This is a genomic window from Bacteroides sp. AN502(2024), from assembly GCF_041227145.1.
GTDB lineage: Bacteria > Bacteroidota > Bacteroidia > Bacteroidales > Bacteroidaceae > Bacteroides.
The window spans coordinates 95,911-115,651 of the sequence record NZ_JBGFSP010000012.1; the positions used below are offsets into that span (position 1 = coordinate 95,911).

A 19,741-nucleotide genomic window follows, 5' to 3' on the forward strand; every position below is an offset into this window, starting at 1 on the left:
GAGAGTGGACTGCAATAAATCCACTCTCTTTTATTAGGTATAAGAATCTATTTACTTAATTCTCTTATATCCATACACAGCCAAATCACCAAGCTCTTCTTCAATGCGGAGCAACTGATTGTATTTGGCCATACGGTCGGAGCGGCTTAAAGAACCTGTCTTGATCTGTCCGCTGTTAGTGGCTACTGCGATATCGGCGATAGTAGCATCTTCTGTCTCACCCGAACGGTGGGAAGTAACGGTGGTGTATCCATGGCGGTGAGCCATTTCGATAGCATTCAGCGTTTCTGTCAGCGAACCGATTTGGTTTACTTTAATCAGGATGGAGTTGGCGCAACCTGTTTCGATACCTTTTGCGAGGAAATCAACGTTGGTTACGAACAAGTCGTCACCTACCAGCTGGCAGCGGTTACCGATACGTTCAGTAAGTTTTTTCCAGCCTTCCCAGTCGTTTTCGCTCATACCGTCTTCGATAGAGTCGATAGGATATTGGTTGATTAGCTCTTCCAGATAGTCAACCTGTTCTGCGGAGGTGCGTTTCTTGCCTTTTGCGCCTTCAAATTTAGTGTAATCGTAAATGCCGTCGTGATAGAATTCGGAAGAAGCACAGTCCATACCGATCATTACGTCTTTGCCCGGTTCGTATCCTGCTGCTTTGATAGCGGCGAGAATAGAGTTTAGGGCATCTTCCGTGCCTTCGAGGTTAGGAGCGAAACCACCTTCATCACCTACGGCAGTGCTAAGACCACGGTCTTTCAATACTTTCTTCAACGCATGGAACACTTCAGCCCCCATACGTAAACCCTCTTTGAAAGAAGGAGCACCTACCGGACGAATCATAAATTCCTGAAATGCGATCGGAGCGTCGCTATGTGAACCGCCATTGATGATGTTCATCATCGGTACAGGCATTACATAGGTGTTGGTTCCACCGATATAGCGATACAAAGGAAGGTCTAAATAATTGGCGGCAGCTTTGGCTACGGCAAGAGAGACACCGAGGATAGCGTTAGCGCCTAAGTTGGATTTGGTGGGGGTGCCATCCAGTGCCAACATGGCGTGGTCGATTCCTCTCTGATTGAGTGAAGACATTCCAACTAGCTTTGGAGCAATGATTTTATTTACATTGTCAACTGCTTTTTGTACTCCTTTTCCACCATAGCGTTGTTTGTCACCATCGCGAAGCTCCAACGCTTCGTGTTCACCCGTGGAAGCACCCGACGGCACAGAGGCACGTCCTATAATGCCTGATTCCAATACTACATCAACTTCTACTGTGGGGTTACCTCTTGAGTCGAGAATTTCTCGAGCTACAATTTTTTCAATTTTCATCGTTTCTATTGTTTTTGAATAAGACTTTTGCAAAAGTACGGACTTGACGGGGAGTGAGAAATCACTATAAATAGGTATTCTTTTCGTTCCTATTCCCTATATGTCATTAATCCGTTCTTATTACTATAACATGGAAACGATGCTTTTTGTTCGAGTGTTAATCTTTGCAAATAAAGTTGATGGCTTTTCGAACTTTGCTATATTTGCAACACATATTCGTAGTTTAAATAAGAATATGACAAAACAAACAATTGGGATATGATTAACATTTAAATATAAACTCGTATGAAATCTTTAAGAATCTCCCGCTTTCTACTCATTTCCATGGCGGCATTTTGTGTATGGGCATTCCATTCTTGCCAAGTTGCAGAATTAATAATCAGTGGAACCACTTACTATGAAACAGAAATTACTACGAAAGACAATCAACAGATTACCGGACAAATAGGCGGCCAACGTTCTTCTAATCTGCCTTCCGGAGCCAAGACCATCAGTATCAAGACAAAAGAAGGGCGGAAAAAAGTCAAGAGTGAGGAAATCAAATACATGACGCTGACACGTAAAAATCATCCGGAGAAACAGCAGACATTGGTCTATGAAGAATTCAAGAAGCCCTATACAAAGAAGGGCGAACAGAAATTTCGCACATTCAAGACTTGGCAGATATTGAACAGTGTAGGCGATCATCTTCTCATAACTGCGTACGGACATACTTACAGCCTCGCCAAGGATGGAGCTTTAATTATTACTTACAGCGCAGACGAGGGGATACAATATTGTATTCAGCGTCAGAGCGATGATTGTCCGATACTTATCGGAAGAAGTGTTTCCAGTCGGTCGTATATGCGCAAACAGTGGCAGAAATACCTTGCTGATGATCCCGTATTGTGTGAGAAGATAGCGAAGAAGGAGATCGATGCATTTGATTTTACCGCTATCGCCGAGCAATATAATCCTGCAGGTAAATGACTTTCTTTTCGAATCGCAGAAAGAATAGGTGGCAATTCCATTTCGGGTGTTTCTTCTTGATTGTAGCAACACTCTTCTCGCCACGCTTATGCCATCATGTATCGGCTCAAGAAAGTAATCTCAAAGACGGGGCGGTACTTTACAGTATGGGATTGGGCTATGAATGGATGTCGGACGCCTATTCTTCGAAGGGATTTGCGCTTGATGTACGTACCCGTTTCTATATGTCGGGGCGGCTTTTTTGTGAACTCATGGGACATTGGGGTACGCATGATGGGAGTAGGAGTGTACTGCAAAAAGGAAGTCCGTTCGACATTAGTGATGAGCGAAACACGCTGTTGGGAGCTGTTGGTCCCGGTTACGAGATATTTCAGAGCGAGAATCAGACATTTGATATCTATATCAAAGGGCTTGTAGGCTATGGTATCAGGTCTTCTCGTTTTGATGATTACCAAATAACCGGTGATGAAGACGGGCAGGTCACGCTTGGACGCAATGAAAGGAAAAAAGGGATAGCTGCTGTTGCCGGATTAGGAATGGACACGCGTTTCAAACGGTGGACACTTACTCCTTCTGTCGAAGTGTTTTATATCGGGAATGAATGGAATGTGGCTACTATGATATCTTTTGGCTTTTTTCTTTGAAGTACATTTGTCAGCCATTGCGATGTGCGGGCACTCCTGAACGGATTCTTAAGCTTCGATGATAACGTCTGGCAGCGGAAGTAACCCCATCGTTTGAAGAGAGTTAATGACAGCCCTTTTCAGGTCGCTAATATTAGGCGTTATTCCGTTGATTCGGGAAGTGCGCAAGTTTATTGTTTACCATTTCAGAATAATTTTGTGAGTGCATGCCCAAGGTATAACATCACAAATCCCAAAAACAAGCTAAGAGTAACATAAAGCGAGAGATAGAAGAAATGATCATTTTTAAATAGTTGAATGTTATCATTCATGAACGTTGAAAAGGTGGTGAATCCTCCGCAGAATCCTACGGTAAGAAATATTCTTAGATTGGAGTTCAGCAGATTCCCTCGTTCGAAGAGTCCATAAAACAGACCGATGGCAAAACAACCGAGTACGTTGACCAAAAAGGTGCCTAAAGGGAAAGAGGTGAACAGACTATTCTGTACATAGCGTGAGATGAGGTAACGTAGTATGCCTCCGGTGAAACTTCCCATACCGATAAATAATAAAGTTTTGAGCATTAGCTGACAATTTAAGGGTTATACATTCAAATTGTAGGGATCATCAGCTCCAAAGGGCGGTTAAAGGCTAATCCCATAGCCGATGCAAAGATAGAAAAAAGATAAAACTATCTGCAGAAAGCTTTAAAATCTTTTTCAAATTGTTTGAAGCCTCCGGTATAAATCTGATCTATCAAGAAATGGAAATAAGATTTCGGTAAAAAGATTGTTTACGGATTCCCCGATTTTTAATAAATGTTAGTTGTACCCCGCAAAGAAATCTAAAACTTTGCGGGGCTCTTTGTTTATCAGACGGATTCTTTTTTGTACTTTTGCGCATCTTTTTTTAAACATTATCAATAAAGAAAACAACAATGGGAGGTTTTTTCGGAACAGTCTCGAAAACGAGTTGCGTGACTGATTTATTCTATGGCACAGATTATAACTCACATCTGGGTACCAAGCGGGGAGGACTCGCAACATACAGTGAGGAAAAAGGTTTTATCCGCTCCATTCACAATTTGGAAAGTACTTATTTCCGAACCAAGTTTGAAGGAGAACTGGATAAATTCGAAGGAAACGCCGGCATCGGCATCATTAGCGACACAGACGCACAACCTATCATCATCAATTCTCACCTTGGGCGTTTCGCCATTGTCACAGTCGCTAAAATAGTCAATATTCAGGAATTAGAGGAAGCACTTCTCAGTCGAAACATGCACTTCGCCGAACTTAGTTCGAGCAGCACCAACCAGACGGAACTGATCGCATTACTTATTATACAAGGCAAAACTTTTGTGGAAGGTATCGAAAATGTGTTTAAGCACATTAAGGGATCTTGTTCGATGCTGCTTCTGACGGAAGATGGAAGTATCATTGCGGCACGTGACCAGTGGGGACGTACTCCGGTGGTGATTGGAAAGAAAGAGGGTGCTTATGCTGCAACGAGTGAGTCGTCCAGTTTCCCGAATCTGGATTATGAGATCGAGAAATATTTAGGTCCCGGTGAGATTGTACGTATGTATGACGATCATGTCGACCAACTTCGCAGTCCCAACGCGGATATGCAGATTTGCTCGTTTTTGTGGGTGTACTACGGTTTTCCGACTTCTTGTTATGAAGGAAAGAATGTAGAGGAAGTGCGGTTCACCAGCGGATTGAAAATGGGGCGGACGGATGAATCGGAAGTGGATTGCGTCTGCGGTATCCCTGACTCGGGAGTAGGTATGGCTTTAGGGTATGCCGAAGGAAAGGGGGTTCCTTACCATCGTGCGATCTCTAAATATACGCCGACATGGCCTCGTAGTTTCACCCCCAGCAATCAGGAGATGCGTTCGCTTGTTGCCAAGATGAAGTTGATTCCAAATCGTTCCATGTTGCAGAATAAACGTTTGTTGTTTTGTGACGATTCGATTGTGCGGGGAACCCAATTGCGTGATAATGTGAAGATTCTGTATGATTACGGAGCCAAAGAGGTGCATATGCGTATCGCTTGCCCGCCATTGATTTATGCTTGTCCGTTTGTAGGTTTCTCGGCTTCTAAAAGTGCATTGGAGTTGATAACCCGCCGTATTATTAAGGAACTGGAAGGTGACGAGAATAAGAATCTGGAGAAGTATGCCACTACCGGTTCTCCGGAATATGAGAAGATGGTTGGCATTATCGCCGAACGTTTTGGACTCACTTCGTTGAAATTCAATACGTTGGAAACATTGGTAGAGGCCATCGGGTTGCCGAAATGTAAGGTGTGCACGCATTGTTTTGATGGCAGCAGTCATTTTTAAAGTGGGCAAACAGGATATTTAAGTATCCGGATAAAAAGTATGCAATAAAAAAGAGCCGTGAATTGCTTTGTAATTCACGGCTCTTTTTTTACCTTTACGGCATTATAAACTATCAATTTGTAAATTGTAATCAGTAACTTGTAATTAAAACAATATGACTTTAGTAGACAGGTTTTTAAAGTATGTGAGCTTTGATACACAATCTGATGAATCGACAGGGCTTACTCCAAGTACTCCGAAGCAGATGGTTTTTGCTGAATACTTGAAAAAAGAGTTGGAATCTTTGGGATTGGAAGATATTACTTTGGATGAACATGGTTATCTTTTTGCTACACTTCCTGGCAATACAGATAGAGAAGTGCCTACCATCGGGTTTATTGCACACATGGATACAAGCCCTGATATGACGGGTAAAGATGTGACTCCGCGTATTGTGGAAAAGTACGACGGTTCGGATATTGTGCTGTGTGTGGAAGAGGATGTGGTTCTTTCTCCTTCGCAATTTCCGGAATTGCTGAAACATAAAGGGGAAGATCTGATTGTAACCAACGGAAAAACATTGCTGGGTGCTGATGATAAAGCCGGTATTGCAGAAATTGTATCTGCGATGGTGTATCTGAAGGAGCATCCTGAAATTAAACATGGAAAAATCCGTATCGGCTTTAATCCGGATGAAGAAATAGGTGAAGGTGCTCATCATTTTGATGTAGAGAAATTCGGTTGCGAGTGGGGATATACGATGGATGGAGGTGAAGTAGGGGAGTTGGAATTTGAGAATTTCAATGCCGCTGCTGCTAAAATTATTTTTAAAGGACGTAATGTGCATCCGGGATATGCCAAAAATAAGATGGTTAACTCGATTTATCTTGCCAATCAATTTATCACATTGCTTCCTTCGCAGGAAAGACCGGAACATACGGACGGTTACGAAGGATTCTATCATTTGGTCGGTATTCAGGGAGATGTGGAGCAGAGCACCGTTTCTTATATCATCCGTGATCATGACCGGGCGAAATTTGAGAATCGTAAAAAAGAGATGGAACGGCTGGTTGCTCAAATGAATGCTGAACATGGAGCAGGTACTGTCACTCTCGAACTACGCGACCAGTATTATAATATGCGTGAGAAGATAGAACCGGTAATGCATATCATCGATATAGCTTTTGCTGCGATGGAAGCTGTGGGGGTGAAACCGAATGTAAAACCGATTCGCGGAGGTACGGATGGTGCACAACTTTCCTTCAAAGGATTGCCTTGTCCGAATATCTTTGCCGGTGGTCTGAATTTCCACGGTCGCTACGAATTTGTGCCTATTCAGAATATGGAGAAAGCTATGAAGGTGATTGTGAAAATAGCAGAATTGGTAGCCTCCAAATAAAAAGACAGTAAACTACGATAATACTTTAAACTTAATACCTGATAATTAATATTTTAAAATCATGAAAACTACTCCGTTTACAGAGAAACATGTAGCGCTTGGTGCTAAAATGCACGAGTTTGCAGGTTATAATATGCCAATTGAATACTCCGGTATCATTGATGAGCACATGGCTGTTTGTCAAGGTGTCGGTGTATTTGATGTATCGCACATGGGGGAATTCTGGGTGAAAGGTCCGCACGCATTGGATTTTCTGCAGAAAGTAACGTCTAATAATGTGGCGGCACTAATTCCGGGCAAGATACAATATACTTGTTTCCCCAATGAAGAGGGAGGTATCGTAGATGATTTGCTGGTGTATCATTATGGACCGGAAAAGTATATGTTGGTGGTCAATGCCGCCAATATAGAAAAAGACTGGGATTGGTGTGTGGCTCATAATACGGAAGGAGCCGAGTTGGAAAATTCGTCCGACAACATAGCACAGCTCGCTGTACAGGGACCGAAGGCTGTTATGGCTTTGCAAAAGTTGACAGACATCGACCTTGCTTCTATTCCATATTATACATTTAAAGTTGGAACGTTTGCAGGCGAGGAGAATGTAATCATCTCCAATACGGGCTATACCGGTGCGGGAGGTTTCGAACTTTATTTCTATCCGTCTGCGGCTGATAAGATATGGAAGGCGGTTTTTGAGGCTGGCGAAGAGTATGGCATTAAACCTGCCGGTTTGGGTGCCCGTGATACCCTCCGGCTGGAAATGGGATTCTGCCTGTATGGCAATGATCTGGATGATACGACTTCTCCGATAGAAGCCGGATTAGGATGGATTACTAAGTTTGTGGAGGGTAAGGATTTCATCAACCGTCCGATGCTGGAAAAACAGAAAGCGGAAGGTGTCACCCGTAAATTGGTGGGCTTTGAAATGATTGATCGAGGAATTCCACGCCACGGTTATGAGCTGGTAAATCCGGAGGGAGAGAAGATTGGAGTAGTAACCTCGGGCACTATGTCGCCTATCCGTAAAATAGGGATCGGTATGGGGTATGTAAAACCTGAATATAGCAAGGTAGGTACGGAAATCTGTATTGATGTACGTGGTCGGAAATTGAAAGCTGTGGTAGTGAAACCGCCTTTTAGAAAATAAAAAATAAGTTTGTTATTGTGTATAGCCCCGGATCTGTTACGACTCTATCCGGGGCTAACTTATTTTAGGACGGATATGGTAAAACATATCCGTTAATATGTTGTTTATTTCGTAGAAATAATATAATTTTGTCATTAAATACGATGAAATAATGTCTCATTTGCCTGCTCTTATAGCCGACCTCGCACTGATATTAATCTGTGCCGGTGTTATGACTTTGTTGTTTAAGAAGTTGAAACAACCTCTGGTTTTGGGATATGTAGTTGCCGGATTTCTGGCAAGTCCGCATATGCCATATACTCCTTCTGTGATAGATACCGCCAATATTAAGATATGGGCGGATATTGGTGTCATCTTTTTGCTGTTTGCTCTGGGGTTGGAATTTAGTTTTAAGAAGATAGTTAAGGTGGGTGGTTCTGCCGTCATAGCGGCTTGTACCATCATCTTTTGTATGATATTGTTAGGAATAGGAGTCGGCATGGGCTTTGGGTGGCACAGAATGGATAGTCTGTTTCTGGGTGGTATGATTGCGATGTCATCTACTACTATTATTTATAAAGCCTTTGACGATTTAGGGTTAAGGAAAAAACAGTTTACCGGACTTGTGTTGAGTATCCTGATTTTAGAAGATATTTTGGCCATCGTATTAATGGTGATGCTTTCCACCATGGCGGTAAGCCAGCATTTTGAGGGGACCGAAATGTTGGAAAGTATCGGTAAATTATTGTTTTTCCTTATTCTGTGGTTTGTGGTCGGTATTTATCTGATTCCTGAATTTCTGAAACGTTGCCGGAAGCTGATGGGCGAGGAGACTTTGCTTATTGTGTCGTTGGCACTTTGTTTCGGTATGGTAGTGATGGCAGCTCATACGGGATTCTCTGCTGCATTCGGTGCATTTATAATGGGATCTATTCTGGCAGAAACGATTGAGGCGGAATCCATAGACCGGCTGGTGAAACCGGTAAAGGACCTTTTCGGAGCCATCTTTTTCGTATCGGTCGGTATGATGGTAGATCCTGTAATGATTGGTGAATATGCCGTACCTATCATAGTAATTACTTTGGCTGTTATCTTGGGGCAGTCTGTGTTTGGCACATTCGGTGTTATTCTTTCCGGAAAACCTCTAAAGACAGCTATGCAATGCGGCTTTAGCTTAACGCAGATCGGTGAATTTGCATTTATCATTGCCTCTTTGGGCGTTTCTTTGCATGTGACGAGTGACTTTTTATACCCGATAGTAGTAGCGGTTTCTGTCATTACTACTTTCCTGACTCCTTATATGATTCGTTTTGCCGAGCCGGCCTCTACTTTTGTAGATACGCATCTTCCGGAATCATGGAGAAAGATGATGATGCGTTATTACTCCGGTTCGCAGACTGTACTGAATTATGAGAATTTGTGGAAGAAGCTGATTTTCTCAATGGTACGTATAACAGTCGTTTATTCAATAGTCAGCATGTCGATTGTTATACTTTCTTTTCGCTTTATCGTACCATTCTTTAAAGAGAACTTGCCTCATTTCTGGGCATCGTTGTTGGGAGCTGTATTTATAATTCTGTGTATTGCCCCTTTCTTGCGAGCTATTATGGTGAAGAAAAATCATTCGGTTGAGTTCATGACCTTATGGCATGACAATCGTGCTAATCGTGCACCGCTGGTATCGACAATTGTGATTCGTATTATGATAGCGGCACTTTTCGTTATCTTTGTTATTTCCGGATTATTTGAGGTGTCTATCGGATTGATTATCGGAGTGGCCGTACTTGTCGTGTTGCTGATGGTATGGTCTCGTTACTTGAAAAAACAATCGATATTGATTGAACGTCGTTTCTTTCAGAATCTCCGTTCCAGAGATGTACGTGCAGAGTATTTGGGAGAGAAAAAACCAGAATATGCCGGTCGTTTGTTGTCGCATGACCTGCATCTTGCCGATATGGAAATTCCGGGCGAATCCAGTTGGGCGGGGAAAACTTTGATGGAACTGAATTTGGGAAAGAGATTTGGAGTTCATGTTGCTTCTATTCTTCGTGGAAAGAGGCGGATTAATATTCCGGGCGGTTCTGTCCGGCTGTTTCCAATGGATAAGATACAGGTGATAGGGACGGACGATCAATTGAGTGTCTTTAATGAAGCGATGCAAAACGGATCGAAAATAGAGTGGGAGGTTTATGAAAAGAGCGAGATGGTTTTGAAGCAGTTTATCATTGACAGTGATTCTGTTTTTCTGGGTAAAACGATTCGCGAATCGGGTATCCGCGACAAATATCATTGTATGATAGCCGGTGTTGAAAGTGAAGACGGTACATTGATGGTTCCCGATGTCAATGCTCTGCTCAAAGAAGGTGATGTCGTTTGGGCAGTAGGTGAAAAGGAGGACGTGTACCAATTAGTCAATCAAAAAAACGAAAAAGTACAAGCCGGATAAGGATGGAATATTTATTTTTGTAACGATAAAACTTAAAATAATCATATCATGAAGAGTGATCCGAAAGAATGTCTGTATTGTCAGAACAATGAAACGTTGCATAATCTGATGATTGAGATTGCGCAACTGAGTGTGTCACGTGTTTTTTTATTTAAGGAACAGACCTATCGTGGACGTTGTCTTGTTTCTTATAAAGATCATGTGAACGATTTGAATGAATTGAGTGATGAAGACCGTAATGCTTTTATGGCAGATGTAGCACGTGTCACACGTGCTATGCAAAAGGCTTTCCAGCCGGAAAAAATTAATTATGGTGCTTATTCGGATAAATTGTCTCATTTGCATTTTCACCTAGCACCTAAATATGTGGATGGTCCTGATTATGGAGGCGTATTCCAAATGAACCCGGGAAAGGTTTATCTGACTGGTGCAGAATATCAGGAACTGATTGATGCTGTTAAAGCGAATCTGTAGATTTTAGAATTCATCACGGAGGACACAGAGGAATATCGAAGGGACTGGCTAACAAGTCTCAGAAATTGAAAATCACCCTTGCCAAAGTATATGCTTGGACAGGGGTGAAATGGGTAAGATATGGCTTGTTAGACAATCTCGTGATTCTAATATTAAGAGTATAATCTATAAAAGACTCTTTTCCTTTATTCCTCCGTGTCCTCTGTGGTGAACTATTCTTCGAAATCAAAATCAAAGTCGTCCATAAACTCCGGAGTGGTAAACTCTTCCAGTTTCCGGCGATCTTTCTTGGTCGGGCGTCCGGTCCCACGTGCCCGGTTTATGAATCCGCTGATTTGGCTCATTTCAAGTAACTCATATTGATCGGGAGTCGTTACGTTTTCCATCATTTCTGATACAAGTTTGGCTCCCACACGTTTCTCGATGGCCTGTAGTACCTTGAATGAGTAAGTGATAGGTGGTTTCTTTACTTGAATAACGTCTCCCGGTTTTATCATGCGGGCAGCTTTGACCAGAGAACCGTTGATCGTGACGCGTCCTTTTTTACAGGCTTCTGCTGCAATCGTACGCGTCTTGAAGATACGGACAGCCCACATCCATTTATCTATTCTTGCTTCGGACATGTTTTTAGTGATTAGCTGGTTAGTGACTAATTACCATTTCATTTCTTATTGAACTGGTTCATTGTGATGTCGATGCCGGCGAGACAGAAACTTTTTATCATTTCCCCTGCCATCTCCAGTCTTTCATCCATTGTCTTCCAGTCTTCATCGGTGAAGTGTCCGAGTACGTAATCAATCTGTCCGCCACGTGGGAAATCATTTCCGATACCAAAACGCAGGCGGGCATAGTTCTGAGTGCCCAGAGTGGCGGCAATGTGCTTCAATCCGTTATGGCCTGCGTCACTTCCTTTTCCTTTCAGGCGTAAAGTTCCGAAGGGAAGAGCCAGATCGTCCACTACTATCAGTACATTTTCCAATGGAATATTCTCTTTCTGCATCCAATAGCGGACAGCCAATCCGCTCAAGTTCATATAGGTCGACGGTTTAAGCAGGATCAACTGACGTCCTTTGATAGAAAAGTCGGTGGTGAATCCATAGCGCCTATCCATAAAAGGAGGAGCATTGTTGATTCTGGCCAATGCATCTACTGCCATGAATCCGATATTATGTCGGGTTTCATGATACTCGGGACCAATGTTGCCCAGTCCAACAACTAAATATTTTATCATCGTTTGTTCCGTAAAAACAGTTCATTACTATAGAAAGAAAAACGCAAATCAATACAAATCAATGCAGATTGAACATCTGCTTTAATCTGCATTAATTTGCGTTTAAGTATATCTCTTTATAGGGATAATCTCAAATTACTTGCCGGCGGTTGCTGCTGCACCTCTTGCTGCACGAGTCAACTTAACTGCACAAACAACGGCTTCTTTAGCATTGATCAGTTCAAGACCTTCGAAACTCAATTCGCCCACTTTAACAGTTTTACCCAATCCCAAGTGAGAAACGTTGATAACCAGTCTTTCAGGAATTACGTTGTACAAAGCTTTCACTTTGAGCTTACGCATCTGCAGTGCCAGTTTACCACCGGCTTTCACACCTTCTGCAAGACCTTCCAACTGTACCGGTACTTCCATTACGATAGGTTTAGCTTCGTCGATTTGATAGAAGTCAACGTGCAGGATCGTGTCTTTTACCGGGTGGAACTGAATATCTTTCAGGATAGCGTTTACTTTTTTGCCATCGATAACCAGGTCTACAACGTAGATGTGCGGAGTATAAACCAGGTTACGAAGTCCTTCGTTAGTCACTGTGAAGTGAACGACTTCATTACCTCCGTAAAGTACACAAGGTACACCACCGTTCTTACGAATTTCTTTCAAAGCTCTTGCTTGTTCTGAAGAGCGTTCTGCAATTGTTCTTGCAGTTCCTTTTACTTCAATTGATTTCATTTCTTAAAAAAAATGTGTTACTCTAAATTAAGTTAGTTTGCTTAATTCACCATCACACGATGTGGATTATCACACGATGTTGCAAAAAAGCGGTGCAAAAGTACATCTTTTTTTTGAAATATCAAAGAGTTACTTTCTTAAAAGTCAATATCAATCTTAATTTCGTTGTCCAACTTGTTTCCTTGGGCTTCTTCGACTGCTTTCTGTCCACTTTCTTCATCAGTTTCGGTGTTCAGGCGGGTGATGTATTCGTTCGCATTATTGCACTCAATGAAGTTGACTGCTTCTTCGAGTCCTGCCATAAACTTCTGAAAGTCCTCCCTGTATAGAAAGATTTTGTGTTTCTCGAAACTAACCTGAGAATCGTCACCTTCTCCCATTATCACCTTTTTACTCTCTGTAATAGCCAGGAACATTTCATCTTTACGATTCTTTTTCACGTCAAGGTAATAGATGCGTTTACCTGCTTTAATGGACTTGGAGAATACAATCTCCTTATCATTCATGTCTGCGCTCATTTTCTTTTTTAAATCTTCCATATCTTTCGGTCCGTTTATAATCGGCTTCAAAATTGGATATTTTTTTTTAACTGTCAAAAGAAAAAGCGCAGAGAATCAAATACTGCATAAAAAAATGTGATTTATTAGTGGAAACTCATTAAAAATATCTACTTTTGCAGTTCGATAACAACAGTATTAATTTGAATTATGATCAACAGAGTTCTTATTCGTCTCAAGATTATACAGATAGTATATGCCTATTATCAAAATGGCAGCAAAAATTTAGACTCAGCGGAGAAAGAGTTATTCTTTAGTCTTTCAAAGGCGTACGACCTTTATAATTATTTGTTGATGCTGATGATAGCATTGACCGAGTATGCACAAAAACGTATGGATGCAGCAAAAGCCAAATTGGCACCTACGAAAGAAGAGTTGTATCCCAACAGGAAATTCGTAGATAATAAGTTTATTGCTCAATTGGAAGTCAATAAGCAATTGATAGAGTTTATAGCCAATCAAAAAAGAACCTGGGCAAACGACCAGGACTTCATCAAAGGACTTTATGAGAAAATTATAGAAACCGACATTTATAAAGATTATATGGCTTCTGACGACTGCTCATACGAGGCCGATCGTGAATTATGGAGAAAACTCTATAAAACGTACATCTTTAATAACGATTCTCTCGATCAGGTATTGGAAGATCAGAGTCTGTATTGGAATGATGACAAAGAAATTGTGGATACATTCGTTCTGAAAACAATCAAACGTTTTGATGAAAAGAAAGGGGCCAACCAGGAACTGCTTCCGGAATTTAAAGACGACGAGGATCAAGAATTTGCACGTCGTCTGTTCCGTCGTACTATTTTGAATTCCGACTATTACCGTCATTTGGTGAGTGAGAATACCAAAAATTGGGATTTGGATCGTATTGCATTCATGGACGTTGTCATTATGCAGACTGCATTAGCCGAGATTCTTAGTTTCTCGAACATTCCGGTCAGTGTTTCATTAAATGAATATGTAGAGATAGCGAAGTTGTATAGCACAGCTAAAAGCGGTAGCTTTATCAACGGTACGCTGGATGGGATAGTTAATCAATTGAAAAAAGAAGGTAAGTTGACTAAAAACTGATATCTTTGTCCGTATAGTAGAAATTAAAACTGATTATTTATGAACGTATTGACTGTATTATTGCAAGTTCCTGCCGGTGCTGCCGGAGGTGGAGGTATGATGTGGATCATGCTGATAGCTATGTTTGTTATCATGTATTTCTTTATGATCCGTCCTCAGAATAAGAAGCAAAAAGAAATAGCGAATTTCCGTAAATCTCTTCAGGTGAATCAGAATGTGATTACTGCAGGTGGTATCCATGGTACAATCAAGGAAATTGCTGATGATTATATCGTACTTGAGATTGCTTCTAATGTAAAGATTAAGATAGACAAGAATTCTATTTTCGCTGACGCTTCAGCTGCCAGTAATCAATCTAAATAAAGTTGATAAATAAGTGCCTATGTTTGATCGTAGGAAAATAGAATATAGATATTTAAAACTATCCAAGAAAATTAAGGATTTTCTGATCAGTGATAAGAGCAGGGAATTCTTAATTTTTTTATTTTTCTTCCTGATAGCTGGCGGATTCTGGTTGCTTCAGACGCTGAATAATGACTATGAAGCAGAGTTTTCCATTCCGGTACGAATGAAAGATGTTCCCAATAATGTAGTGCTGACATCGGAGCCGCCTTCCGAACTTCGTGTTAGAGTGAAAGATAAAGGGACAGTGCTTCTCAATTATATGCTGGGGAAAAGTTTTTTTCCGGTGAATCTGGATTTTTCTGATTATAAAGGAAAAGATAATCATGTGAAGATTTATGCATCTGATTTTGAGAAAAAGATATTGAGCCAGTTGAATGTATCCTCCAAGATTCTGTCAATCAAGCCGGATACATTGGAGTATATCTATTCTGAAGGAAAGGCTAAGTTGATACCTGTCCGTTTTCGGGGAAAAGTGACGGCCGGGCTTCAATATTATGTATCAGATACGATTTGCAGCCCGGATTCTGTATTGGTTTATGCTCCGGAAGGAATTCTAGATACTATCACAACCGCCTATACTCAAAAGATCACTTTGGAGAATATTTCAGATACGACCCGGCAACGAATTCCGCTGACTACAGAAAGGGGAGTGAAGTTTGTTCCGGCTTCGGTAGAAATGTCATTCCCGGTAGATATTTATACGGAGAAAACAGTTGAAGTACCATTGTACGGAGTTAATTTTCCGGCAGATAAGGCATTACGTACCTTTCCTTCTAAAGTTCAGATCACTTTTCAGGTCGGGCTGAAACGGTTTCGTAGTATAAAAGCAAGCGATTTTATCATCCATATTTCTTACGAAGAGTTGTTGAAGCTCGGTTCTGATAAATATACGGTTAAGCTGAAGTCGTTTCCGAGTGGAATCAATCAAATCCGTATTGTTCCTGAGCAAGTAGACTTCCTGATAGAACAAATAACTTCTAATGTCGATTAAGATTGGTATAACCGGTGGTATCGGTAGTGGAAAGAGCGTTGTTTCCAGACTATTCGGAATAATGGGAATTCCTGTTTATATTTCGGATATAGAAGCGAAGCGTATCACACAGACGGATCCTGTGATCGGTCAGGGACTTAGTGTGCTGGTCGGTCAGGATGTGTTTCAAAACGGATTATTGAATCGTTCTTTGTTGGCCTCCTATATGTTCGGTCATCCGGAGCACATACAAAAAGTGAATGAAATTATTCATCCAAGGGTAAAAGAAGATTTCCGCCGTTGGGCTGCCCGGTTTGGGGGTGAACAGTGGGTGGGTATGGAGTCTGCCATACTTGTGGAAGCGGGTTTTAGAGATGAAGTCGATTTTTTGGTGATGGTGTATGCACCGCTGGAAGTGAGAGTGGAGCGTGCCATAAAGCGTGATTTTTCATCGAGGGAACTGGTAATGAAGCGTATCGAAGCTCAAATGAGTGATAAAGTTAAGAGAGAGTATGCCGATTTCGTGATCGTGAATGACGATGAAACGCCTTTAATTCCACAGGTTTTGAAGCTTATTTCTTTGCTATCTAAAAATAATCATTACCTTTGCCCTGCAAAAAATAATTAATAAATAAAAGGATATATACTATGTTGAAGACTATTTTGTCTATCTCGGGTAAACCGGGACTATACAAACTTATTTCGCAAGGAAAAAATATGTTGATTGTTGAATCAGTCAATACAGAGAAGAAACGTTTCCCCGCTTACGGTAATGAAAAAATTATTTCTTTGGGAGATATAGCCATGTACACGAACGATGCTGAAGTTCCTTTGCATGATGTGCTGGAAGCCATCAAAGAGAAAGAAAAATCAGCACAGGCTTCTATCGATCCGAAAAAGGCTACTTCTGAACAATTACGTGAATATTTGGCTGAAGTATTACCTGATTTCGACCGTGAACGCGTATATATAGCTGATATCAAGAAACTGGTAACTTGGTATAACATATTGATTTCTAATGGAATTACAGAATTCAAACCGAAAGAAGAGGTTAAGGAAGAAGTGGCTGAATAATCTGTCTCATTTATTGAATTGAAAAAAGAGGCTGTCTAACAAGTCCTATTTTAACAATTTCACCCCTGCCAGAATATGCTTTGGCAGGGGTGACTTCTAATTACTGATACCTGTTAGACAGTCTCTTTTTTGAATAGAACCTCTCAATTTCTGAATACCAGTCCGTCTCCGTCGGCATTAACAATAATAGCTTTGCTCCGGTCGACTTCTTGGGATAACAACTTTTTGGATAGATCGTTCAGCAGATAACGTTGGATCGCTCTCTTTACCGGACGAGCTCCAAATTCAGGATCATATCCCACTTGAGATAAGAAGTTTAATGCTTCTTCAGTCAGTTCCAGTTTCACTCCGTTTTCGGCAAGCAATCTTTGTACCCCCTTGATTTGCAAGAGTACAATCTGCTTGATTTCCTTTTCGTTCAAAGGTAAGAACATAATCGTTTCATCGATACGGTTCAGGAATTCCGGACGAATCGTCTTTTTCAACATATTCATGACTTCCCGCTTCGTTTCTTCGATCACTTCCTCCTTATTGGAACCGTGCAACTTTTCCATCTGACTCTGTATATAAGAGCTACCCATATTCGAAGTCATGATGATGATGGTATTCTTGAAGTTGACTACTCTTCCTTTATTGTCTGTCAGTCGTCCGTCATCCAATACCTGCAACAAGATATTGAAGACATCCGGATGAGCTTTTTCTATCTCGTCAAACAAGACCACAGAATAAGGTTTCCGGCGTATAGCTTCTGTCAGCTGACCGCCTTCATCGTATCCTACGTATCCCGGAGGCGCTCCGACTAATCGGGAAACACTATGCTTTTCCTGATACTCACTCATGTCGATACGAGTCATCATCGTTTCGTCATCGAACAGGAATTCTGCCAATGCCTTCGCCAGTTCGGTCTTACCCACACCGGTGGTTCCAAGGAAAATGAACGAGCCGATCGGACGTTTCGGATCCTGTAATCCGGCACGACTGCGACGCACAGCATCTGCCACAGCTTCAATCGCTTCATCTTGGCCGATTACACGTCGATGAAGTTCCTCTTCCAAGTGCAATAGTTTATCTTTCTCACTTTGCAGCATCTTGCTGACAGGGATACCAGTCCAGCGGGAAACGACATCAGCAATATCCTCAGCGTCTACCTCTTCTTTAATCATGGCCTTATCGCCCTGCATATCACGTAGTTGCCTTTGAGTCTCTTCTATTTCTTTATCCAAAGCCTGAAGTTTACCGTAACGGATTTCGGCTACTTTGCCGTAGTCGCCTTCGCGTTCAGCTTTTTCTGCTTCAAATTTAAGATTCTCTATTTCAACCTTATTCTGCTGGATTCTATCCATCAGCGTTTTTTCACTCTGCCATTTGGCCTTAAAAGACTTCTCCTGTTCTTTAAGTTCGGCAAGCTCCTTCCCGATGATTTCCAGTTTCGGTTGATCGTTTTCACGTTTGATAGCTTCCCTCTCGATTTCCAACTGTTTGATTTTGCGGGAGATTTCATCCAGTTCTTCAGGAACGGAATCTACCTCCATACGCAGTTTGGCTGCGGCTTCATCCATCAGGTCAATGGCTTTATCCGGCAGGAAACGGTCGGTGATATAACGGCTGCTCAATTCGACGGCTGCAATGATGGCGTCATCTTTGATACGTACATGGTGATGATTCTCGTAACGCTCTTTCAGTCCACGAAGGATAGAAATGGTACTCAAGTTATCCGGTTCATCCACTTGTACGATTTGGAAACGACGCTCCAAAGCCTTATCCTTTTCGAAGTACTTTTGATACTCATCGAGAGTGGTTGCTCCGATGGAGCGTAATTCTCCACGAGCTAAGGCAGGTTTTAGAATGTTTGCGGCATCCATGGCACCTTCCCCCTTTCCGGCTCCTACCAGTGTATGAATCTCATCAATGAACAGAATAATGTCACCTTCCGATTTCTTCACTTCATTGACCACTGATTTCAGCCGTTCTTCAAACTCCCCTTTATACTTTGCACCGGCCACCAGTGCCCCCATATCCAGTGAATAGACCTGTTTGTTTTTCAGGTTTTCAGGTACATCTCCGCGAAGGATACGATGCGCCAAGCCTTCTACGATTGCTGTCTTACCGGTTCCCGGTTCACCAATCAGAATCGGATTGTTCTTTGTACGGCGGCTCAATATCTGGAGTACCCGACGGATTTCTTCATCACGTCCGATTACAGGATCCAGTTTGCCGCTACGGGCAGCTTCGTTCAGGTTGATAGCATACTTTTCCAGTGATTGATAAGTATCCTCACTGGATGGTGACGTTACTTTTTCTCCTTTTCTCAATTCGCTGATAGCATTGCGTAATTCTTTTTCCGTCATGCCGGCATCTTTCAAGATGGTGGAGACAGTACTTTTTACAGTCAGCAATGCCAGTATGATATGCTCTAATGAAACAAACTCATCGCCCATTTCTTTAGAATACTGCGTTGCTTTCTGCAATACATCGTTGGACTCGCGACTCAAATACGGCTCTCCGCCGGATACTTTGGGTAGGGAGTCGATCTGTTTGTCGACAACAAGAGCTACCTGCTGTCCGTTCATGCCCAGTTTCTGGAAGATGAAGTTAGTGACATTTTCACCTATCTTTATTACTCCCTGCATGAGGTGGACAGGTTCAATGGCTTGTTGTCCCCGACTTTGTACCAGGTTCACGGCCTCCTGTACCGCTTCTTGAGATTTGATGGTAAAATTGTTAAAGTTCATATCTTTGTTCTCCTTTCTTATTTCAGTTTTTAATAACACTTCAGAGGACGCAAAATATTTGCCAAGTGCAAAAATGTGACAAAATAGCATGATTATTAAGGAGTTAAAAGACAAAATGACCTTTTTATCTGGAATTAACTGACGAATTTGCTATCACATACCATTGGTTACATGATACGCTTGTTTGTGTAATCTTGACCTGTGATGAAAGAAAATGAGCATTAGAAGCGGATAAATAAAAGTATTGTAGTATCTTTATCCACTGTAATAATAT

At 41.7% G+C, this 19,741-nt stretch carries 19 protein-coding genes and 1 riboswitch; of the genes, 12 read left to right on the forward strand and 7 right to left on the reverse strand.

Annotation, left to right across the window (positions count from 1 at the left end):
* Nucleotides 1–51: 51 nt before the first annotated feature.
* Nucleotides 52–1,332 (reverse strand): phosphopyruvate hydratase, encoded by a 1,281-nt coding sequence (gene eno / locus AB9N12_RS19030; RefSeq protein WP_369893651.1) that lies wholly within the window; start codon nt 1,330–1,332, stop codon nt 52–54.
* A gap of 285 nt (nt 1,333–1,617) precedes the next feature.
* On the opposite strand from eno, the gene AB9N12_RS19035 reads away from it, so the two are divergent.
* Entirely contained in the window at nt 1,618–2,301 is a 684-nt protein-coding gene (locus AB9N12_RS19035; RefSeq protein WP_369893653.1) for a hypothetical protein, read from the forward strand.
* Entirely contained in the window at nt 2,298–2,945 is a 648-nt protein-coding gene (locus AB9N12_RS19040; protein WP_369893654.1) for a hypothetical protein, read from the forward strand. The genes AB9N12_RS19035 and AB9N12_RS19040 overlap by 4 nt, the downstream gene beginning before the upstream one ends.
* A gap of 185 nt (nt 2,946–3,130) precedes the next feature.
* Here AB9N12_RS19040 and crcB read toward each other — a convergent pair whose 3' ends face one another.
* Entirely contained in the window at nt 3,131–3,508 is a 378-nt protein-coding gene (crcB, locus tag AB9N12_RS19045) for a fluoride efflux transporter CrcB (protein ID WP_369893656.1), read from the reverse strand.
* A 27-nt stretch (nt 3,509–3,535) separates the two neighbouring features.
* Nucleotides 3,536–3,598, reverse strand: a riboswitch (Fluoride riboswitch).
* Between the two features lie 263 nt (nt 3,599–3,861).
* On the opposite strand from crcB, the gene AB9N12_RS19050 reads away from it, so the two are divergent.
* The 5 genes from AB9N12_RS19050 (at nt 3,862) to AB9N12_RS19070 (ending at nt 10,695) form a co-directional block, all read left to right on the forward strand.
* Nucleotides 3,862–5,271 (forward strand): amidophosphoribosyltransferase, encoded by a 1,410-nt coding sequence (locus AB9N12_RS19050; protein ID WP_369893657.1) that lies wholly within the window; start codon nt 3,862–3,864, stop codon nt 5,269–5,271.
* A gap of 154 nt (nt 5,272–5,425) precedes the next feature.
* Entirely contained in the window at nt 5,426–6,649 is a 1,224-nt protein-coding gene (pepT, locus tag AB9N12_RS19055; protein WP_369893658.1) for a peptidase T, read from the forward strand.
* Between the two features lie 61 nt (nt 6,650–6,710).
* Nucleotides 6,711–7,796 carry a glycine cleavage system aminomethyltransferase GcvT gene (gene gcvT, locus AB9N12_RS19060; protein ID WP_369893659.1) on the forward strand — a complete coding sequence of 362 codons (1,086 nt, stop codon included), beginning with the start codon at nt 6,711–6,713 and terminating at the stop codon, nt 7,794–7,796.
* A gap of 151 nt (nt 7,797–7,947) precedes the next feature.
* Entirely contained in the window at nt 7,948–10,221 is a 2,274-nt protein-coding gene (locus tag AB9N12_RS19065; RefSeq protein ID WP_369893660.1) for a cation:proton antiporter, read from the forward strand.
* A 48-nt stretch (nt 10,222–10,269) separates the two neighbouring features.
* Nucleotides 10,270–10,695: an HIT family protein gene (locus tag AB9N12_RS19070; RefSeq protein WP_369893661.1), complete on the forward strand. Its 426-nt coding sequence runs from the start codon at nt 10,270–10,272 to the stop codon at nt 10,693–10,695.
* Between the two features lie 212 nt (nt 10,696–10,907).
* On the opposite strand, the gene AB9N12_RS19075 is transcribed toward AB9N12_RS19070, so the two are convergent.
* From AB9N12_RS19075 to AB9N12_RS19090, 4 genes are all read right to left on the reverse strand, one after another.
* Nucleotides 10,908–11,318: an RNA-binding S4 domain-containing protein gene (locus AB9N12_RS19075; protein WP_369893662.1), complete on the reverse strand. Its 411-nt coding sequence runs from the start codon at nt 11,316–11,318 to the stop codon at nt 10,908–10,910.
* Between the two features lie 38 nt (nt 11,319–11,356).
* The gene (gene pth, locus AB9N12_RS19080) at nt 11,357–11,923 is read right to left on the reverse strand and encodes an aminoacyl-tRNA hydrolase (RefSeq protein ID WP_369893769.1); all 567 of its coding nucleotides are present in this window, start codon (nt 11,921–11,923) and stop codon (nt 11,357–11,359) included.
* A gap of 138 nt (nt 11,924–12,061) precedes the next feature.
* Nucleotides 12,062–12,652, reverse strand: a complete 591-nt coding sequence (locus AB9N12_RS19085; RefSeq protein ID WP_369893663.1) for a 50S ribosomal protein L25/general stress protein Ctc — start codon at nt 12,650–12,652, stop codon at nt 12,062–12,064.
* Nucleotides 12,653–12,789: 137 nt separating this feature from the next.
* A complete protein-coding gene (locus AB9N12_RS19090; protein WP_369893770.1) occupies nt 12,790–13,191 on the reverse strand; it encodes a PUR family DNA/RNA-binding protein in 402 nt (133 codons plus the stop codon).
* A gap of 168 nt (nt 13,192–13,359) precedes the next feature.
* Between AB9N12_RS19090 and nusB the strand changes: the two genes are divergently transcribed.
* Genes nusB through AB9N12_RS19115 form a run of 5 tightly spaced genes read left to right on the forward strand, consistent with a single transcriptional unit; the run spans nt 13,360 to nt 16,735 of the window.
* Nucleotides 13,360–14,286, forward strand: coding sequence for a transcription antitermination factor NusB (gene nusB, locus AB9N12_RS19095; RefSeq protein ID WP_369893664.1), 927 nt, complete (start codon nt 13,360–13,362; stop codon nt 14,284–14,286).
* 39 nt (nt 14,287–14,325) lie between these two features.
* The gene (yajC, locus tag AB9N12_RS19100) at nt 14,326–14,649 is read left to right on the forward strand and encodes a preprotein translocase subunit YajC (protein WP_369893665.1); all 324 of its coding nucleotides are present in this window, start codon (nt 14,326–14,328) and stop codon (nt 14,647–14,649) included.
* A gap of 19 nt (nt 14,650–14,668) precedes the next feature.
* Complete coding sequence (locus AB9N12_RS19105; RefSeq protein ID WP_369893666.1) at nt 14,669–15,682, forward strand: CdaR family protein; 1,014 nt, start codon at nt 14,669–14,671, stop codon at nt 15,680–15,682.
* Nucleotides 15,672–16,289, forward strand: coding sequence for a dephospho-CoA kinase (gene coaE / locus AB9N12_RS19110; protein ID WP_369893667.1), 618 nt, complete (start codon nt 15,672–15,674; stop codon nt 16,287–16,289). The genes AB9N12_RS19105 and coaE overlap by 11 nt, the downstream gene beginning before the upstream one ends.
* A 20-nt stretch (nt 16,290–16,309) precedes the next feature.
* Nucleotides 16,310–16,735 carry a DUF5606 domain-containing protein gene (locus tag AB9N12_RS19115; protein ID WP_369893668.1) on the forward strand — a complete coding sequence of 142 codons (426 nt, stop codon included), beginning with the start codon at nt 16,310–16,312 and terminating at the stop codon, nt 16,733–16,735.
* 143 nt (nt 16,736–16,878) lie between these two features.
* Here AB9N12_RS19115 and clpB read toward each other — a convergent pair whose 3' ends face one another.
* Nucleotides 16,879–19,467: an ATP-dependent chaperone ClpB gene (clpB, locus tag AB9N12_RS19120; RefSeq protein ID WP_369893669.1), complete on the reverse strand. Its 2,589-nt coding sequence runs from the start codon at nt 19,465–19,467 to the stop codon at nt 16,879–16,881.
* Between the last annotated feature and the right edge of the window lie 274 nt (nt 19,468–19,741).

Excerpts from the sequence above, each read along its gene's own strand:
- pepT (WP_369893658.1), top strand. The coding sequence starts at position 5,426 with ATGACTTTAGTAGACAGGTTTTTAAAGTATGTGAGCTTTGATACACAA.
- AB9N12_RS19090 (WP_369893770.1), bottom strand. The coding sequence starts at position 13,191 with ATGGAAGATTTAAAAAAGAAAATGAGCGCAGACATGAATGATAAGGAG.
- gcvT (WP_369893659.1), top strand. The coding sequence starts at position 6,711 with ATGAAAACTACTCCGTTTACAGAGAAACATGTAGCGCTTGGTGCTAAA.
- AB9N12_RS19105 (WP_369893666.1), top strand. The coding sequence starts at position 14,669 with ATGTTTGATCGTAGGAAAATAGAATATAGATATTTAAAACTATCCAAG.
- yajC (WP_369893665.1), top strand. The coding sequence starts at position 14,326 with ATGAACGTATTGACTGTATTATTGCAAGTTCCTGCCGGTGCTGCCGGA.
- AB9N12_RS19085 (WP_369893663.1), bottom strand. The coding sequence starts at position 12,652 with ATGAAATCAATTGAAGTAAAAGGAACTGCAAGAACAATTGCAGAACGC.
- coaE (WP_369893667.1), top strand. The coding sequence starts at position 15,672 with ATGTCGATTAAGATTGGTATAACCGGTGGTATCGGTAGTGGAAAGAGC.
- AB9N12_RS19040 (WP_369893654.1), top strand. The coding sequence starts at position 2,298 with ATGACTTTCTTTTCGAATCGCAGAAAGAATAGGTGGCAATTCCATTTC.
- nusB (WP_369893664.1), top strand. The coding sequence starts at position 13,360 with ATGATCAACAGAGTTCTTATTCGTCTCAAGATTATACAGATAGTATAT.
- crcB (WP_369893656.1), bottom strand. The coding sequence starts at position 3,508 with ATGCTCAAAACTTTATTATTTATCGGTATGGGAAGTTTCACCGGAGGC.
- AB9N12_RS19075 (WP_369893662.1), bottom strand. The coding sequence starts at position 11,318 with ATGTCCGAAGCAAGAATAGATAAATGGATGTGGGCTGTCCGTATCTTC.
- AB9N12_RS19065 (WP_369893660.1), top strand. The coding sequence starts at position 7,948 with ATGTCTCATTTGCCTGCTCTTATAGCCGACCTCGCACTGATATTAATC.
- AB9N12_RS19035 (WP_369893653.1), top strand. The coding sequence starts at position 1,618 with ATGAAATCTTTAAGAATCTCCCGCTTTCTACTCATTTCCATGGCGGCA.
- eno (WP_369893651.1), bottom strand. The coding sequence starts at position 1,332 with ATGAAAATTGAAAAAATTGTAGCTCGAGAAATTCTCGACTCAAGAGGT.
- clpB (WP_369893669.1), bottom strand. The coding sequence starts at position 19,467 with ATGAACTTTAACAATTTTACCATCAAATCTCAAGAAGCGGTACAGGAG.
- AB9N12_RS19115 (WP_369893668.1), top strand. The coding sequence starts at position 16,310 with ATGTTGAAGACTATTTTGTCTATCTCGGGTAAACCGGGACTATACAAA.
- AB9N12_RS19070 (WP_369893661.1), top strand. The coding sequence starts at position 10,270 with ATGAAGAGTGATCCGAAAGAATGTCTGTATTGTCAGAACAATGAAACG.
- AB9N12_RS19050 (WP_369893657.1), top strand. The coding sequence starts at position 3,862 with ATGGGAGGTTTTTTCGGAACAGTCTCGAAAACGAGTTGCGTGACTGAT.